Origin of the sequence: Pseudomonas entomophila (assembly GCF_013523165.1) — a bacterium.
GTDB classification, from domain to species: Bacteria; Pseudomonadota; Gammaproteobacteria; order Pseudomonadales; family Pseudomonadaceae; genus Aquipseudomonas; species Aquipseudomonas entomophila_A.
Genome location: NZ_JAAMQI010000004.1, coordinates 164211 through 181755, shown reverse-complemented (window position 1 = coordinate 181755; position 17545 = coordinate 164211). Strand labels below are relative to the sequence as shown.

The following is a 17545-nucleotide window of genomic DNA, read 5'->3' as shown; positions in this document are numbered from 1 at the left end:
CTCGGGCGTCGTTGACACCTGTCAATGGCACAAATTGTCGCAGAGCTTATTCTTTATTGATTGAACGTTCAATCAAAACAAAATAGACTGGTCCTCGTCGAGACAGCGGCTTGCCGCCCGCTCGCAGGCCTGAGGAGAAGTACGAGATGCCCAAGGTCGGTATGCAACCCATTCGTCGCCAGCAGTTGATCGACGCCACCTTGACGGCGGTGGATCAGGTCGGCATGGGAGACGCCAGCATCGCGCTGATCGCCCGCCTGGCCGGGGTGTCGAATGGCATCATCAGTCACTACTTTCGGGACAAGAACGGCCTGATCGAAGCGACCATGCGCCATATCCTGAGCATGCTCAACCACGGCGTCGCACAGCGCCGTCGGGCGTTGACGGACGACAGCCCGCGTGCCCACCTGAAGGTGATCATCGAAGGCAACTTCGACGCCAGCCAGGTCACCGGACCTGCCATGAAGACCTGGCTGGCCTTCTGGGCCTCGAGCATGCACCAACCGACCTTGCATCGGTTGCAGCGAGTCAACGATCACCGCTTGTACTCGAACCTGTGCTGCCAGTTCCGCCGCGTGCTGCCGCTGGACCAGGCACGTGTCGCAGCCCGCGGCCTGGCCGCACTGATCGACGGACTGTGGCTGCGTGGTGCGTTGTCGGGCGACTCGTTCGACACCGATCAGGCGGTACGCATCGCTTATCAATACATGGATCTACAACTGGCTACCCAGCAGGACGCGGGCCACATGCCCTCCGCCGCTGGAGAACCGCGCGACGCGAACGCCAGATGGGCGGGCGCGCGACGCGGCTAGCCATTCACCCCATTGCACTTGCGAGGACACTATGGCCCGTTTCGGAACGCAAAAACTCTACATCGACGGCGGTTATGTCGACGCCAGCACCGACGCCACCTTCGAAGCCATCAACCCGGCCACGGGCGAAGTGCTCGCTCACGTGCAGCGGGCCAACGAGGCTGACGTCGAACGTGCAGTCGAAAGCGCCGAGCGCGGCCAGAAGGTCTGGGCGGCGATGACCGCCATGCAGCGTTCGCGCATCCTGCGCCGTGCCGTCGACCTCCTGCGTGAGCGCAACGACGAGCTGGCCATGCTGGAAACCCTCGACACCGGCAAGTCCTACTCGGAAACCCGCTACGTCGACATCGTCACCGGCGCTGACGTGCTCGAGTACTACGCCGGCCTGGTGCCCGCCATCGAAGGCGAGCAGATCCCCCTGCGTGACAGCTCGTTCGTCTACACCCGTCGCGAACCGCTGGGCGTGACCGCCGGCATCGGCGCGTGGAACTACCCGATCCAGATCGCCCTGTGGAAATCCGCCCCGGCCCTCGCTGCCGGCAATGCGATGATCTTCAAGCCGAGCGAAGTCACCTCGCTGACCACCCTCAAGCTGGCCGAGATCTACACCGAAGCCGGCCTGCCTGCGGGCGTGTTCAACGTGCTGACCGGCAGCGGTCGCGACGTGGGCGGCCTGCTGACCGAGCACCCTCGCATCGAGAAGATCTCCTTCACCGGCGGCACCACCACCGGCAAGAAGGTCATGGCCAGCGCCTCGAGCTCCTCGCTCAAGGAAGTCACCATGGAACTGGGCGGCAAGTCGCCGCTGATCATCTGCGAAGACGCCGATCTGGATCGCGCCGCCGACATCGCGATGATGGCCAACTTCTACAGCTCCGGCCAGGTCTGCACCAACGGTACCCGCGTGTTCGTCCCGGCATCGCTCAAAGAGGCCTTCGAGGCCAAGATCCTCGAGCGCGTGGCGCGCATTCGCGTCGGCAACCCGGAAGACGAGAACACCAACTTCGGCCCGCTGGTCAGCTTCGCCCACATGGAAAGCGTGCTGGGCTACATCGCCAAGGGCAAGGAACAAGGGGCTCGCCTGCTGTGCGGCGGCGAGCGCCTGCAAGAGGGCGACCTGGCCAAGGGCGCCTTCGTCGCCCCGACCGTGTTCACCGACTGCCGCGACGACATGACCATCGTCCAGGAAGAGATCTTCGGCCCGGTCATGAGCATCCTCAGCTACGAGACCGAAGACGAAGTCATCCGTCGCGCCAACGATACCGACTACGGCCTGGCCGCCGGTGTCTGCACCCAGGACCTCAGCCGCGCCCACCGCATCATCCACAAGCTCGAGGCGGGCATCTGCTGGATCAACGCCTGGGGTGAATCGCCGGCCGAGATGCCGGTCGGTGGCTACAAGCAGTCCGGTGTCGGCCGCGAGAACGGCATCAGTTCCCTGGCGCAGTACACCCGCATCAAGTCGGTGCAGGTCGAGCTGGGCGACTACGCGTCGGTGTTCTGAACGGCTGCGGCTCAGCGCTAGCTGCAAGACAGTGCCGGCGGTGTCATGCCGCCGCCACTGATGGCCCCATTCACTCGCGAGTGTCGCGCAACTGCTTCTGCCTGCAGCTTGACGCTTGACGCTTGCCGCTCCCCCTCGGAGAAACCTCATGGAATATGATTACATCATCGTCGGTGCCGGCTCGGCCGGTAACACGCTCGCCACGCGCCTGACCGAAGACGCAGGCACCACCGTGCTGCTGCTCGAGGCAGGCGGCCCGGACTACCGTTTCGACTTCCGCACGCAGATGCCGGCCGCGCTGGCGTTCCCACTGCAGGGCCGTCGCTACAACTGGGCCTACGAGACCGACCCCGAGCCGCACATGGACAACCGTCGCATGGAGTGTGGTCGCGGCAAGGGCCTGGGCGGCTCGTCGCTGATCAACGGCATGTGCTACATCCGCGGCAACGCCATGGACTTCGACGGCTGGGCCAAGTTGCCAGGCCTGGAAGACTGGACCTACCTCGACTGCCTGCCGTACTTCCGCAAGGCCGAGACCCGCGACATCGGCCCGAACGACTACCACGGCGGCGATGGCCCGCTCAGCGTGGCCACGCCCAAGCCGGGCAACAACCCGCTGTTCAATGCCATGGTCGAAGCCGGTGTGCAGGCGGGCTACCCGCGCACGGACGACCTCAACGGCTACCAGCAGGAGGGCTTCGGGCCGATGGACCGTTCGGTGACCAAGAACGGTCGCCGCTCCAGCACCGCACGCGGCTACCTGGACCAGGCCAAGAAGCGTCCGAACCTGACCATCGTCACCCACGCCTTGAGCGACCGCATCCTGTTCGACGGCAAGCGCGCGATCGGCGTGTCCTACCTGGTCGGCGACAGCGAAGAGCGCGTCGAAGCCCGTGCCCGCAAGGAAGTGATCGTCAGCTCTGGCGCCATCGCCTCGCCGCAATTGCTGCAACGCTCCGGCGTCGGTCCACGCGCCCTGCTCGAGAGCCTCGACATCCCGGTCGTGCACGACCTGCCGGGTGTGGGCGAGAACCTGCAGGATCACCTCGAGCTGTACCTGCAGTACGCCTGCACCCAGCCGGTGTCGCTGTACCCTTCGTTGCTGTGGTGGAACCAGCCGGCCATCGGTGCCGAATGGCTGTTCAACGGCACCGGCATCGGTGCCAGCAACCAGTTCGAGGCAGGCGGGTTCATTCGCAGCCGTCCTGAATTCGAATGGCCGAACATCCAGTACCACTTCCTGCCCGTGGCCATCAACTACAACGGCAGCAAGGGCGTGAAGGAGCACGGCTTCCAGGCACACATGGGGTCGATGCGCTCGCCGAGCCGCGGTCGCGTGCATGTCAAATCCAAGGACCCGCGCCAGCACCCGAGCATCCTGTTCAATTACATGGCCACCGAGCAGGACTGGCAGGAGTTCCGCGATGGCATCCGCCTGACGCGCGAGATCATGGCCCAGCCAGCGCTCGATCAGTACCGCGGTCGCGAGATCAGCCCGGGCGAGCACGTGCAGACGGACGAAGAGCTGGACAAATTCATCCGTGAACACGCCGAAACCGCCTATCACCCGTCCTGCTCGTGCAAGATGGGCGACGACGACATGGCGGTGGTCGATGGCCAGGGCCGTGTCCATGGCATGCAGGGCCTGCGCGTGGTGGATGCGTCGATCATGCCGATCATCATCACCGGCAACCTCAACGCGACCACCATCATGATCGCCGAGAAGATCGCCGACCGCATCCGCAACCGCGCACCCCTGCCTCGCAGCACGGCCAAGTACTACGTTGCCGAGGGCGCCCCGGTGAAGGGCAAGGCGATGCGTGAGGTCGCACAGGGCTGAAAACGCCTGTGGATCGAGGGCGCTTGCGGGCCCCTCGATCTGACTTGCCGGATCGATCCTGGCACCACGACGGAGGTGTTCAGGCCCAAAGGTGCTGGCAGGCTGCAACGGCCCGTGTAGGCACGGGCTTGCCAGTGCTGGCGTTCGATCCGTCACCGCCTGCATCGCGGGCAAGCCCCACAGGGAGCCAATCAGTAGGCTGATGCCAGGTAGCTGCTTGAAATGAGGACCAGTGGGAGCTGGCTTGCCGGCGATAGCGCCCGATCAGGCGCCGCCTGCATCGCGGGCAAGCCCACAGGGTAGTCATGCGGTAGCGCATGAAGCGGATGACCATAGGCAATGATCCCTCACACCAAGATCGCGGCGCTGAGAATACAGCGCATCCGGGTCGTCCTGGGAGGTGTCTTCGCCACAGCGAAGCGTAGCTGCATGGCGCATGAGGCGTCGGTCCAGTCCGATCCTGGCCCCAGCCGACACGCGATCACGCCTACCCCTCTCGCAGCTCGCTCTCTCGCCGCGTGCCACGCTCCGTGTCCCCTGCACGCCCCTTACACCCTGCCAATTCATCAGGTTAGAATCGATTGGCACACGACCTGCTTGTCAATCAGGTCTTCCCGCCTCACCACCACGGAGTACCTGCATTTTGGATGCGAGCACCATCAACAGCCTGTTCTTGATCGGCGCTTTGCTGGTGAGTGCAAGTATTCTGGTCAGCTCCCTCTCGTCACGACTGGGTATCCCGATCCTGGTGATCATCCTGGCGGTCGGCATGGTCGCCGGCGTGGATGGCGGCGGCATCATCTTCAACAACTACTCGACCGCCTACCTGGTGGGCAACCTGGCGCTGGCGGTGATCCTGCTCGACGGCGGCCTGCGCACGCGGGTGGCGAGCTTTCGCGTGGCCTTGTGGCCGGCGTTGTCGCTGGCCACGGTCGGGGTGCTCATCACCACCGGCCTGACTGGCATGGCGGCGGCCTGGCTGTTCGACCTCAGCCTGATCCAGGGGCTGCTGATCGGCGCCATCGTCGGCTCCACCGATGCGGCAGCGGTGTTTTCCCTGCTGGGCGGCAAGGGGCTCAACGAGCGGGTCACTGCCACCCTGGAGATCGAATCGGGCAGCAACGACCCGATGGCGGTGTTCCTGACGGTGACCCTGATCGACATGATCGCCAGCCACCAGACCGGCCTGCACTGGAGCCTGCTGACGCACCTGATCCGCGAGTTCGGCATCGGCGGGCTGGTGGGGCTGGGCGGTGGCTGGCTGATGCTGCAGCTGGTCAACCGCATTCACCTGGGCAGTGCGTTGTACCCGATCCTGGTGATCGCCGGCGGCCTGGTGGTGTTCGCCCTGACCAATGCCCTGCACGGCAGCGGCTTCCTGGCCGTCTACCTGTGCGGCCTTGTGCTGGGCAACCGCCCCATCCGCAGCCGCCACGGCATCCTGCACATGCTCGACGGCATGGCCTGGCTGGCGCAGATCGGCATGTTCCTGGTGCTCGGCCTGCTGGTCACGCCCCACGACCTGCTGCCCATCGCCCTGCCGGCACTGGGCCTGGCGCTGTGGATGATCCTCTTCGCGCGTCCGCTCTCGGTGGCGGTCGCGCTGCTGCCGTTCAAGGCGTTCCATGGCCGCGAAAAAGGGTTCATCTCCTGGGTCGGGCTGCGCGGCGCGGTCCCGATCATCCTGGCGGTCTTCCCGTTGATGGCCGGCCTGCCGGACGCCCAGCTGTTCTTCAACCTGGCCTTCTTCATCGTGCTGGTCTCGCTGCTGGTGCAGGGCACCAGCCTGCCGTGGATGGCCAAGCTGCTCAAGGTGACCGTGCCACCCGACCCGGCACCGATCTCGCGCTCGGCCCTGGAAGTGAACATCACCAGCGAATGGGAGCTGTTCGTCTACCGGTTGGGTGCCGAGAAATGGTGCATCGGTGCAGCGCTGCGCGAACTGAAAATGCCCGAAGGCACACGCATCGCCGCGCTGTTCCGTGGCGAGCAACTGCTGCACCCCTCGGGCAGCACGGTGCTGCAGGTCGACGACCTGCTGTGCGTGATCGGTCATGAGCACCACCTGCCGGCCCTGGGCAAGCTGTTCAGCAAACCGCCGCAACGTGGGCAGGACCTGCGCTTTTTCGGCGACTTCGTGCTCGAAGGCGACGCCGAACTGGCTGCCGTGGCAGCGCTGTACGGCCTCAAGCTCGACGCCCAGGACCCTCACATGCCGCTGGCGCAGTTCATCCGACAGAAGGTCGGAGGCGCGCCGGTGGTGGGCGATCAGATCGAATGGGCCGGCACGCTGTGGACCGTGGCGGCCATGGAGGGGAACAAGATCCTCAAGGTGGGCGTCAAATTCCCCGAAGGTGCTCGACCGACCCCCGGTCTGTTCCTCTAGAATCCGTCTCCGCCCCGCTCTGCAAGATCCTGACTATGTCCCTGCGCGCAGTTCTCCGCGCAGCCCTCCTGGGGCTGTGCGTTTCCCTTCCGGCCCTCGGCCTGGCCGCCGAGGCGCTCACGACCCAAGGCGTCCAGAGCAGCCTGGACAAGATCGCCGAGCGCAAGCTGCCCGAGGCCGACCAGAAAGCCTTGCAGCAAGTGCTCGAGCAGACCCTGACACTGCTGGGTAACCAGCAGGACAGTGACGACAAGCTCGCCGCGCTCAAGCAGCAGCTCGAGCAGGCCCCTGGCGAGATCCGTGACAGCCAGCAGGCACTGCTCAAGCTCAAGCAGAGCCCGAACGTGGCGGTCGCCGAGCGCTATGCCAATGCCAGCGTGCCGCAGCTCGAACAGATGCTGGCCGAGCGCAGCACTCAGCAGGGCGACCTGCAGAAGGCCCTGTCCGAAGCCAACAGCCTGATCATCAATTCGCAGACCCGACCGGAGCGCGCCCAGGCCGAGATCAGCAGCAACCAGACCCGCATCCAGCAGATCAACAGCAGCCTCAAGTCCGGCAAGGACAACGGCAAGGCGCTCAACGCCGACCAGCGCAACCAGCTCAGTGCCGAGCTGGCCTCGCTCAATGCCCTGACCCTGCTGCGCCGCCAGGAGCTGGCCGGCAACAGCCTGCTGCAAGACCTGGGCAATGCCCGGCATGACCTGCTGATCGAGCGCGCCACGCGCCTGGAGCAGGAAATCCAGGACTTGCAGTCGCTGATCAATGCCAAGCGCCTGGCGCAGTCGCAGCAGACGGTCACCCAGCAGTCGATCGAAGCGCAGAAGGCCGGTGGCAGCACCTTGCTGGCCACCGAGAGCGCCGCCAACCTGCGCCTGTCGGACTACCTGCTCAAGAGCACCGATCGGCTCAACGAGCTGACCCAGCAGAACCTGCAGACCAAGCAGCAGCTGGATGTACTGACCCAGGCCGACCAGGCGCTCGACGAGCAGATCAACGTGCTCAAGGGCAGCCTGTTGCTGTCGAAGATCCTCTACAAGCAGAAACAGGCGCTGCCGCACCTCAAGCTCGACCGCGACCTGGCCGACCAGATCGCCGACATCCGCCTGTACCAGTTCGAGGTCAACCAGCAGCGTGAGCAGATGAGCACGCCCGGCAGCTACGTCGAGCGCCTGCTGGCCGGCCAGCCCGAAGAAGAGGTCACGCCGGCCCTGCGCAAGGCGTTGCTGGAAGTCGCCATCACCCGCAGCGACCTGCTCGAACGGCTGAACCGCGAGCTCAGCGCCCTGCTCAACGAGTCGATCACCCTGCAGCTCAACCAGAAGCAATTGCTCAGCACGGCCCAGGGGCTGCGCACTACCCTCGACGAGCAGATGTTCTGGATCCCCAGCAACAAGCCGCTGGATTGGGAATGGCTGCGCTACGTGCCGGAACGCTTCGTCGACCAGGTCGCCAGCCTGCCCTGGGCGTCCGGGTTCAAGGAGCTGTCCGATGGCCTGACCCAGCGACCGCTGCTGTTCCTGCCGCTGCTGGTGCTGATCGCGGCACTGCTGTGGCGGCGCACGTACCTGTACGAGCGCTTGAGTGCGGTGCACCAGGACATCGGTCACTTCAAGCGTGACAGCCAGTGGCACACGCCGCAGGCGATCCTGATCAACATCCTGCTGGCGTTGCCCGTCGCGCTGGGTCTGGCCCTGTGCGGGTACGCCCTGCAGATCGATGCACGCGGGCAGAACGCCAACCTGGGCGCGGCGCTGTGGCAACTGGCGCAGGCCTGGCTGGTGTTCTACACCGCCTACCGCATCCTCTCGCCCGGCGGCGTGGCCGAGGTGCACTTTCGCTGGTACAAGCCACAGGTCGAATTCCTGCGCGGCTGGGTGCGACGGCTGGGGACGGTGGTGCTGGCCCTGGTCGGCGTCGTGGCGGTGGCCGAGCACCAGCCTTCGGCCCTGGCCGAGGACGTGCTGGGCATCGGCGTGGTGCTGGCCTGCTACGCGCTGATGGCCTGGCTGCTCAGCCGCCTGCTGCTCAGCAGCCCGGCCCACCGCGACGCCTCGCTGTTCCGCAAGGCCGTGGGGGTCGCGTTCACCGCCCTGCCGATCGCGCTGTTCGTGGCCGTGTGCTTCGGCTACTACTACACCGCCCTCAAGCTGACCGACCGGCTCATCTACACGCTCTACCTGCTGCTGTTCTGGCTGGTCATCGAAGCCGCCTTCGTGCGCGGCCTGGGCGTGGCGGCCCGGCGCCTGGCCTACCAGCGTGCCCTGAGCAAGCGCCAGGCGGCCAAGGACAGCCAGGAGGGCGACCTCATCAGCGAAGAGCCCAAGCTGGACATCGAGCAGGTCAACCAGCAGTCGCTGCGCCTGATCCGCCTGGCGCTGCTCGGCGGCTTCATCGGTGGCCTGTACTGGGTCTGGTCGGACCTGATCACGGTGTTCTCCTACCTCAACAACATCACGCTCTACGAGTACACCAGCGGCACTGGCGCGACCGCCAGCATGGTGCCGATCAGCCTGGGCGACCTGCTCAGCGCAATGGTGATCGTCGGCATCACCTTCGCCCTGGCCGGCAACCTGCCCGGCCTGCTCGAAGTGCTGGTGCTGTCACGACTCAACCTGGCCCAGGGCAGCGCCTACGCCACCACCACCCTGCTGTCCTACGCCATCGCCGGGATCGGGTTCGTCAGCACCCTGTCGACCCTCGGCTTGAGCTGGGACAAGTTGCAATGGCTGGTCGCCGCCTTGTCCCTGGGGCTGGGCTTCGGCATGCAGGAGATCTTCGCCAACTTCATCTCCGGGATCATGATCCTGTTCGAACGCCCGGCCCGGATCGGCGACACCATCACCATCGGCAACCTGTCGGGCACGGTCAGCAAGATCCGCATCCGCGCCACCACCATCACCGACTTCGACCGCAAGGACATCATCGTCCCCAACAAGACCTTCATCACCGGGCAACTGATCAACTGGTCGCTGACCGACACCATCACCCGGGTCACGCTCAAGCTGGGGATCGACTATGGCTCGGACCTGGAACTGGTACGCGACCTGCTGCTCAAGGGCGCGCACGAGAACCCACGCGTGCTCAAGGACCCCGAGCCGCTGGTGTACTTCCTCAATTTCGGCGAGAACGCCCTGGAACACGAATTGCGCATGCACGTGCGCGACCTGGGCGACCGCAACCCGACCCTCGACGAAATCAACCGCTACATCGACCGCGAATTCCGCGCCCATGGCATCAAAATCTCCGTGCGCCAGGTGGAAGTGTTCCTGATGGACACCCAAGGCACCCGGCAGCAACTCATCGCACGGGGTGGCGACGTCGGTCAGGTCGATGGCACCGGACCGGTCTGAGCCCGGTCCACTGACCATGCACGCGCGGTGACATGACGCTGGGCGACATCGGGCAGGTTGGTGCGGGGTCCTTGGGCTCGTCGCGGTGGCCGCCCTCGCACCCTGTAAGGAGCACTCCCTTGAAAACGCTCGATCAACTGACGTTCGACAACCGCTTCGCCCGCCTGGGCGATGCGTTCTCCACCCAGGTCCTGCCCGAGCCGATCGCCGAGCCGCGCCTGGTCGTGGCCAGCGAAGCGGCGATGGCGTTGCTCGACCTGGCCCCCAGTGAGGCCGGTACCCCCCTGTTCGCCGAGCTGTTCAGCGGGCACAAGTTGTGGGAAGAGGCCGATCCGCGCGCGATGGTCTATTCCGGCCACCAGTTCGGGGGCTATACCCCGCGCCTGGGCGATGGCCGTGGGCTGCTGCTCGGCGAAGTGGTCAACGACGCGGGCGAGCACTGGGACCTGCATCTGAAGGGCGCCGGGCAGACGCCCTACTCGCGCATGGGTGATGGGCGCGCGGTGCTGCGCTCGTCGATCCGCGAGTTCCTCGCCTCCGAAGCCCTGCATGCGCTGGGCATCCCCAGCAGCCGCGCCCTGTGCGTGGTCGGCTCGAGCACGACCGTATGGCGCGAGACGGCCGAAACCGCGGCGATGATGCTGCGCCTGGCCGAGAGTCACATTCGCTTCGGGCACTTCGAGTACTTCTACTACACCCGTCAGCCCGAGCAGGCGCAGGCGCTGCTCGACCATGTGCTGCAGGCCCACTACCCCGAGTGCCTGGAGGCCGAGCAGCCGTGCCTGGCGATGTTCAACGCCATCGTCGAAGCCAACGCCGAGCTGATCGCCCGCTGGCAGGCGTATGGGTTCTGCCACGGGGTGATGAACACCGACAACATGTCGATCCTGGGCATCACCTTCGACTTCGGCCCGTATGCCTTCCTCGACGATTTCGACGCCAACTTCATCTGCAATCATTCCGACGACCGGGGTCGCTACAGCTACAGCAACCAGGTGCCGATCGCTCACTGGAACCTCAGCGCTCTGGCCCAGGCCCTCACGCCCTTCGTCGAGGTCGAGGCGCTGAAGCAGGCACTGGAGCTGTTCCTGCCGCTGTACCAGACGCATTACCTGGACCTGATGCGCCGCCGCCTGGGTTTCACGGTCGCCGAGCCGGATGACCTGGAACTGATCGAACGGCTCCTGCAGCTGATGCAGAAAGGCGCCGTGGACTACCACCTGTTCTTCCGCCAGCTGGGCGATAAGCCTGTGGCCGAGGCCTTGCGCGTGGTGCGCGATGACTTCGTCGACCTGGCCGGTTTCGACCAGTGGGGCGAGGCGTACCTGGCGCGCTGCGCCCGTGAGCCGGACAACGCGACCGGCCGCCGCGCACGCATGCATGCGGTGAACCCGCTGTACGTGCTGCGCAACTACCTGGCGCAGCAGGCCATCGAAGCGGCCGAAGCGGGGGACTACACCGAGGTCCGACGCCTGCATCACGTGCTGAGCACGCCTTTCGAGGAGCAACCCGGGATGCAGGCCTATGCCGAGCGGCCACCGACCTGGGGCAAGCACCTGGAGATCAGTTGTTCGTCGTGAGGCTCGGCGCGGCGGCGTCGGCGGTCATGCGCTGGCCAGCAGGGACTCGTACGGTATCCGCAAGCCGTCGTGCAGACGCTTGATCATGGCCAGGCTGAGGCCGTGTCTTGCGCTCAGAGCTGCGTAGACGCGGCCGCTTGGGACGTGGAGCGGAGCGGAGAGTGCTGGCGCTCATAGGTTTCGATCAAGGTTACCAAGGCCTCCATTTCGTCAGCGTCTGGCGTGCCTGCCTCAGCCTGGAAAATCGCTTCGAGCCGTTGAAAGGCTGCATGCAGGTCCTCCTCTGTACGGATTGGTTTACTCTTCACTGATCGTCTCCCTGTCTGTCTCATCGTGGTGCCTGGACGCATCATCATCTTTCTTGATCTTCTAGCCTCCTGCAAGCAGCTCCACGAATGCATTGGCCATGGCAGACAAGGCGCCCTGCCGGCGTACCAGCCAGACGGCACTCACGGCGCCTTCGTCGGTCAGCGTCCGATAAACCACACCGTCGATGCGCATGCGCTGGTAGGACGCAGGCAGCACCGACACGCCCAAACCTGCGGCGACCAGCCCGATGATCGTCATCACCTCCCCGGCTTCCTGGGCGATGCGTGGCGTGAATCCAGCCTGGCGGGCCAGGCTCAACAACTGAGCGTACAGCCCGCTGCCATAACTGCGGGGAAAGAACACGAAGGGCTCCTCGGCCAGTGCCGTCATCGACAGGCCTTCCTCGCTCGCTGCCAGGGGATGGCTGGCATTGAGCACAGCGATCAAGGGCTCATCGAACAGCGACGTGACGATCAACCCTTCCGGCAAGGGCATCGGTCGCATCAACCCGATGTCGAGCGTTGCGTCGAATACCCCGTCAGCCACCTCACGGCTGCTCATTTCCTTGAGATCGAGGTGCACGGCCGGAAATTGTTGCCGGAACGTACGTAGCGCCTTGGGGATGCGGGACGTAAAGGGCGCCGAGGAGGTGAAGCCGATTTTCAACTCGCCCAACTCGCCTTGCTGGGCCCGACGTGCGACGTCGGCAGCCCGTTCGACTTGCGCCAGCACCTGCCGTGCTTCCTCCAGGAACAGCCGTCCGGCCTCGCTCAACTCGACCCGTCGGTTGTTGCGATCGAACAAGCGGGCACCGACCTCCTGTTCCAGGGCTTGAATCTGTTGACTCAGCGGCGGCTGGGAAATGCCCAGTTGCTGCGCGGCGCGACCGAAGTGCAGCTCCTCGGCGACCGCGATGAAATACCGCAGATGACGCAATTCCATGCCCACCTCAATGAGTCGTAAAACCTATCAAATAGGTCGAACAATATATTGGATCTAATCATTAGCCAGCTATATGATTTTTTCTGTCGCTCATACCTGAGGTGTTCGTCGTGAAAGCCGCTGCCGTTGCTTTGCCTGCCCACGCTGCTCCGTTCACCTCCGAACCGCGCGTTGAGGTGTGGATCGAGAAAGGCACACCGGCCTTCATGCGCACAGTGCTGGCGCTGTTCAGCGGTGGGTTCGCCACGTTCGCGCTGCTGTACTGCGTGCAGCCGATGATGCCGCTGCTGTCGCGAGAGTTTTCGATCAACGCGGCGCAGAGCAGCCTGGTGCTGTCGGTCTCCACCGCCATGCTGGCGATCGGTCTGCTGGTGACCGGGCCGATTTCCGACCGGATCGGGCGCAAGCCGGTGATGCTCTTCGCCTTGGTCTGCGCCGCCGTGGCGACCGTGGCCAGTGCGCTGATGCCGACCTGGGAAAGCGTGCTGGTCACGCGTGCGCTGGTCGGGCTGTCGTTGAGCGGGCTGGCGGCCGTGGCCATGACCTACCTGAGTGAAGAGATCCATCCGGGTCACATCGGCCTGGCCATGGGGCTGTACATTGGCGGCAACGCCATCGGCGGCATGAGCGGGCGGTTGATCGCCGGCGTGCTGATCGACTTCGTCAGCTGGCACACGGCGATGCTGATCATCGGCGGGCTGGGGCTGATCGCGGCGGCGGTGTTCTGGAAGGTGCTGCCCGAGTCGCGTAACTTCCGCCCTCAGCCGCTACGGCCACGGAGCCTGCTCGACGGGTTCACGATGCACTTCAAGGACGCCGGGTTGCCGTGGCTGTTCCTCGAGGCCTTCCTGCTGATGGGCGCCTTCGTGACGCTGTTCAACTACATTGGCTATCGCCTGCTGGCCGACCCCTACCATTTGAACCAGGCCTGGGTCGGGCTCCTCTCGGTGGTGTACCTGTCGGGCATCTACAGCTCGGCGCAGGTGGGCGCCCTGGCCGACCGGCTGGGCCGACGCAAGGTGTTCTGGGCCAGTATCCTGGTGATGGGTGGCGGCATGCTGATCACCCTGGCCAGCCCGCTGCCGCTGATCATCGTCGGCATGCTGGTGTTCACCTTCGGCTTCTTCGGCGCGCACTCGGTCGCCAGCAGCTGGATCGGACGCCGTGCGCTGAAGGCCAAGGGGCAGGCTTCTTCCCTGTACCTGTTCAGCTACTACGCCGGTTCGAGCGTGGCGGGCACGGCAGGCGGGATGTTCTGGCACTGGGGAGGCTGGAGTGGGGTCGGGCTGTTCATCGGCGCATTGCTGAGCGTGGCCTTGCTGGTGGCGCTGCACCTGAGCCGGCTGGCGCCAAAGACGGCTTGATGCTGGCGGGGCTTTGGTCTGGTAAATGAAGCTGGACCGTAAAGGCTTCATCGCTGGCAAGCTCCCACCCAGATCTCTGTAGCCGTCGGTCTAGGCATGGCTGCGCAAGCAGTTTGTGGGAGCGGGCTTGCCCGCGATGAAGCCACCGCGTTCGAAGCAGGTCTTCGCAGGTTTCGAGGCCGGCGAGGCAAGGCACGATGGCGTCATCCCTCCTTGCCGCACCACGCCTGTTCAGTTGACGAACTCGACCGTATCCACGTCCACTTCGCGATTGACCAGGTGCTTCTCTACCTCGCCGGTCAGCTTGACCTTGGTCTTGTCGTTGAAGGGGGTCGTGGGCAGGTCTTCATCGTCGATCTCGACGGTGATGGTCCCCGTGTTGTCCTTGAACTCGTACTTGTCGTCGTTGTTGATCTTCTTGGTCACGAAGCCTTGCAGCACGACAGGGGTATCGTCTGCGGCCTCTTTGGCTGCGGCCACGCTGGTGACGGGCTGAGCGCCAGGGCCGGTGTAGCCCGCGGCCAGGACGGCAGTGCTGAAGAGTGGAGCGAGCAGCAGGGTGAGGTAACGTGCTTTCATGGTTCGGATCCTGTCTGGGTGGGAATGGGGCCAGCTTACCCAGACAGGCTGAAACCAAGCTTAATCCGCCCTGCCACATGCGCTGCGCTGACAGAGCGTTTCAGGGCCGTCTTAGGCGTGGTAAGGCGCGGACAGTTCGTGCACCGCCTCGATGAACGCCCCGGCGTGCGCGGGATCGACTTCCGGCGTGATGCCATGCCCCAGGTTGAAGACATGGCCCGTGCCGCGACCGTAGCTGGCCAGGATACGGCCCACTTCCTGGCGAATGGCCTCGGGTTTGGCGTACAGCACGGTCGGGTCCATGTTGCCCTGCAGGGCGACCCGCTCACCCACGCGACGTCGGGCTTCGCCAATGTCGCACGTCCAGTCCAGGCCCAGGGCATCGGCACCGGCGTCAGCAATGCTTTCGAGCCACAGGCCGCCGTTCTTGGTGAAGAGGATCACCGGCACCTTGCGCCCTTCACGCTCGCGGATCAAGCCGCTGACGATCTTGCGCATGTAGGCCAGGGAAAATTCCTGATACGCCGCCGACGACAGGTTGCCGCCCCAGGTATCGAAGATCTGGACCGCCTGGGCGCCAGCCTCGATCTGCCCGTTGAGGTACTGGGTGACCGACTGGGCCAGCTTGTCCAGCAGCAGGTGCATGGCCTGCGGATCGTCGTACAGCATCGCCTTGGTCTTGCGGAAGTCCTTCGACGAGCCGCCCTCGACCATGTAGGTCGCCAGCGTCCAGGGGCTGCCGGAGAAACCGATCAGCGGCACACGGCCATCGAGCGCCTGACGAATGGTGCTGACCGCGTCCATGACGTAGCCCAGGTCCTGGTGCGCATCCGGCACCGGCAGCGCCTCGATGTCGGCACGGGTGTTGATGACCTTGCGAAAGCGCGGCCCCTCGCCGGTTTCGAAGTACAGCCCCTGGCCCATGGCATCGGGGATGGTGAGGATGTCGGAGAACAGGATCGCGGCATCCAGCGGGTAGCGCTCCAGCGGCTGCAGGGTGACCTCGCAGGCAAACTGCGGGTTCTTGCACAGGCTCATGAAGTCACCGGCCTTGGCGCGGCTGGCGCGGTACTCCGGCAGGTAGCGGCCGGCCTGGCGCATCATCCAGACAGGGGTCACGTCCACGGGTTGCTTGAGCAGCGCGCGCAGGAAACGGTCGTTCTTCAGGGCAGTCATGTCGGCATCCGGGAAAAGAGTGGGGGTATTTTCTCAGACGCACGACAAAAAGGCACGGCGAACGCCGTAAGGCAGGTTGGTTCAACACATTGGAGGGATGGCTACACGTTACAAGCGGGGACCGCGGTGGGGGAACGTCCATTGCTGCCCCCACACGATCAGCTTGCCGCTTCTCAGACCTCCAGGTAGTCCAGAATCCCCTCGGCCGCCGTGCGCCCCTCGAAGATCGCCGTCACCACCAGGTCGGACCCGCGCACCATGTCGCCGCCAGCGAAGATCTTCGGGTGGCTGGTCTGGTGCTTGAAGCGACCCTGCTCCGGTGCCACGACGCGGCCCTGGCTGTCGGTGCGGATGTCGAACTGCTCGAACCAGGCCGCCGGGCTGGGCCGGAAGCCGAAGGCGATCACCACGGCGTCGGCCGGCAGGATCTGCTCGGACCCTGGAATCGGCTCGGGGCTGCGGCGGCCACGGGCATCCGGCTCGCCGAGACGGGTCTCGACCACCTTCACGCCTTCGACCCGATCCTCACCGACGATGGCGATCGGCTGACGGTTGTAGAGGAACTTCACGCCCTCTTCCTTGGCGTTCTTCACTTCCTTGCGCGAGCCGGGCATGTTCGCCTCGTCACGGCGGTAGGCACAGGTGACGGCCTTGGCGCCCTGGCGGATCGAGGTGCGGTTGCAGTCCATCGCCGTGTCGCCACCGCCCAGCACCACCACCGTCTTGCCCTGCATGTCGATGAAGTCTTCCGGCGCCTTCTCGAAGCCCAGGTTGCGATTGACGTTGGCGACCAGGAAATCCAGCGCATCGTGCACGCCCGGCAGGTCCTCGCCCGGGAAGCCGCCTTTCATGTAGGTGTAGGTGCCCATGCCCATGAACACCGCGTCGTACTCGGCGAGCAACTGCTCCAGGGTGACGTCCTTGCCGATCTCGGTGTTCAGGCGGAACTCGATGCCCATGCCGGTGAACACTTCGCGGCGATTGCTCAGCACGGTCTTCTCGAGCTTGAACTCGGGGATGCCGAAGGTCAGCAGCCCGCCGATCTCGGGGTTGCGGTCGAACACCACCGGGGTCACCCCGGCACGCACCAGCACGTCGGCGCAGCCCAGGCCCGCCGGGCCGGCACCGATGATGGCGACCCGCTTGCCGGTCGGTTTGACCTTGGACATGTCCGGGCGCCAGCCCATGGCGAAGGCGGTGTCGGTGATGTACTTCTCCACCGAACCGATGGTCACCGCGCCGAAGCCGTCGTTCAGGGTGCAGGCGCCTTCACAGAGGCGGTCCTGCGGGCAGACCCGGCCACAGACTTCCGGCAGGGTATTGGTCTGGTGCGACAGCTCGGCCGCCGCCAGGATGTTGCCTTCGGACACCAGCTTGAGCCAGTTGGGAATGAAGTTGTGCACCGGGCACTTCCATTCGCAATACGGGTTGCCACAGCCCAGGCAGCGATGCGCCTGCTCGGTGGTCTGCTGCGGCTTGAAGGGTTCGTAGATCTCGACGAACTCCTTCTTGCGCTGGCGCAGCAGCTTCTTCTTGGGATCCTTGCGCCCTACTTCGATGAACTGGAAGTCGTTACTCAGACGTTCAGCCATGTTTCAACACCTCTTTACAGCAGCCGCGAGCGTCACGCTGCGAGCCGCACATCGATCACGAGAGCCGGGGGCGCTCGCACGGCCGCTGGCCGCGCGAGGCTTCACCCGTGC

11 protein-coding genes and 1 pseudogene are annotated in these 17545 nt (G+C 65.0%); 7 read left to right on the top strand and 5 right to left on the bottom strand.

Annotated features, from left to right (window positions below; translation table 11 throughout):
- The first annotated feature begins 146 nt into the window (after positions 1-146).
- From betI to selO, 6 genes are all read left to right on the top strand, one after another.
- Positions 147-812, top strand: a complete 666-nt coding sequence (gene betI / locus G7Z99_RS04805; RefSeq protein ID WP_181092444.1) for a transcriptional regulator BetI — start codon at positions 147-149, stop codon at positions 810-812.
- 31 nt (positions 813-843) lie between these two features.
- Positions 844-2316, top strand: coding sequence for a betaine-aldehyde dehydrogenase (gene betB / locus G7Z99_RS04800; protein WP_181092443.1), 1473 nt, complete (start codon positions 844-846; stop codon positions 2314-2316).
- Between the two features lie 148 nt (positions 2317-2464).
- Positions 2465-4156: a choline dehydrogenase gene (gene betA, locus G7Z99_RS04795; RefSeq protein ID WP_181092442.1), complete on the top strand. Its 1692-nt coding sequence runs from the start codon at positions 2465-2467 to the stop codon at positions 4154-4156.
- A gap of 643 nt (positions 4157-4799) precedes the next feature.
- The gene (locus tag G7Z99_RS04790; RefSeq protein WP_181092441.1) at positions 4800-6542 is read left to right on the top strand and encodes a potassium/proton antiporter; all 1743 of its coding nucleotides are present in this window, start codon (positions 4800-4802) and stop codon (positions 6540-6542) included.
- A gap of 35 nt (positions 6543-6577) precedes the next feature.
- A complete protein-coding gene (gene mscK, locus G7Z99_RS04785; RefSeq protein ID WP_181092440.1) occupies positions 6578-9892 on the top strand; it encodes a mechanosensitive channel MscK in 3315 nt (1104 codons plus the stop codon).
- 119 nt (positions 9893-10011) lie between these two features.
- Positions 10012-11472, top strand: a complete 1461-nt coding sequence (selO, locus tag G7Z99_RS04780; protein WP_181092439.1) for a protein adenylyltransferase SelO — start codon at positions 10012-10014, stop codon at positions 11470-11472.
- A 24-nt stretch (positions 11473-11496) separates the two neighbouring features.
- Here selO and G7Z99_RS19835 read toward each other — a convergent pair.
- Positions 11497-11780 (bottom strand): annotated as a pseudogene (locus tag G7Z99_RS19835) (helix-turn-helix domain-containing protein).
- 61 nt (positions 11781-11841) lie between these two features.
- Positions 11842-12723, bottom strand: a complete 882-nt coding sequence (locus G7Z99_RS04775; protein ID WP_181092438.1) for a LysR family transcriptional regulator — start codon at positions 12721-12723, stop codon at positions 11842-11844.
- Between the two features lie 110 nt (positions 12724-12833).
- On the opposite strand from G7Z99_RS04775, the gene G7Z99_RS04770 reads away from it, so the two are divergent.
- Positions 12834-14087 carry an MFS transporter gene (locus G7Z99_RS04770; RefSeq protein ID WP_375139135.1) on the top strand — a complete coding sequence of 418 codons (1254 nt, stop codon included), beginning with the start codon at positions 12834-12836 and terminating at the stop codon, positions 14085-14087.
- Between the two features lie 231 nt (positions 14088-14318).
- Here G7Z99_RS04770 and G7Z99_RS04765 read toward each other — a convergent pair whose 3' ends face one another.
- The 3 genes from G7Z99_RS04765 to G7Z99_RS04755 all read right to left on the bottom strand — a co-directional run bounded on the left by G7Z99_RS04765 (position 14319) and on the right by G7Z99_RS04755 (position 17434).
- Positions 14319-14666, bottom strand: a complete 348-nt coding sequence (locus tag G7Z99_RS04765; RefSeq protein ID WP_181092437.1) for a YgiW/YdeI family stress tolerance OB fold protein — start codon at positions 14664-14666, stop codon at positions 14319-14321.
- A 111-nt stretch (positions 14667-14777) separates the two neighbouring features.
- Positions 14778-15842: a uroporphyrinogen decarboxylase gene (gene hemE, locus G7Z99_RS04760; protein WP_181092436.1), complete on the bottom strand. Its 1065-nt coding sequence runs from the start codon at positions 15840-15842 to the stop codon at positions 14778-14780.
- A 173-nt stretch (positions 15843-16015) separates the two neighbouring features.
- On the bottom strand, positions 16016-17434 hold the full coding sequence (locus G7Z99_RS04755; RefSeq protein ID WP_181092435.1) for an FAD-dependent oxidoreductase: 1419 nt from the start codon (positions 17432-17434) through the stop codon (positions 16016-16018).
- Between the last annotated feature and the right edge of the window lie 111 nt (positions 17435-17545).

What these genes read in the sequence shown, in the direction of transcription:
- betB (WP_181092443.1), top strand. Translation starts at nt 844, where the DNA reads ATGGCCCGTTTCGGAACGCAAAAACTCTACATCGACGGCGGTTATGTC.
- mscK (WP_181092440.1), top strand. Translation starts at nt 6,578, where the DNA reads ATGTCCCTGCGCGCAGTTCTCCGCGCAGCCCTCCTGGGGCTGTGCGTT.
- betA (WP_181092442.1), top strand. Translation starts at nt 2,465, where the DNA reads ATGGAATATGATTACATCATCGTCGGTGCCGGCTCGGCCGGTAACACG.
- betI (WP_181092444.1), top strand. Translation starts at nt 147, where the DNA reads ATGCCCAAGGTCGGTATGCAACCCATTCGTCGCCAGCAGTTGATCGAC.
- G7Z99_RS04755 (WP_181092435.1), bottom strand. Translation starts at nt 17,434, where the DNA reads ATGGCTGAACGTCTGAGTAACGACTTCCAGTTCATCGAAGTAGGGCGC.
- G7Z99_RS04765 (WP_181092437.1), bottom strand. Translation starts at nt 14,666, where the DNA reads ATGAAAGCACGTTACCTCACCCTGCTGCTCGCTCCACTCTTCAGCACT.
- G7Z99_RS04775 (WP_181092438.1), bottom strand. Translation starts at nt 12,723, where the DNA reads ATGGAATTGCGTCATCTGCGGTATTTCATCGCGGTCGCCGAGGAGCTG.
- hemE (WP_181092436.1), bottom strand. Translation starts at nt 15,842, where the DNA reads ATGACTGCCCTGAAGAACGACCGTTTCCTGCGCGCGCTGCTCAAGCAA.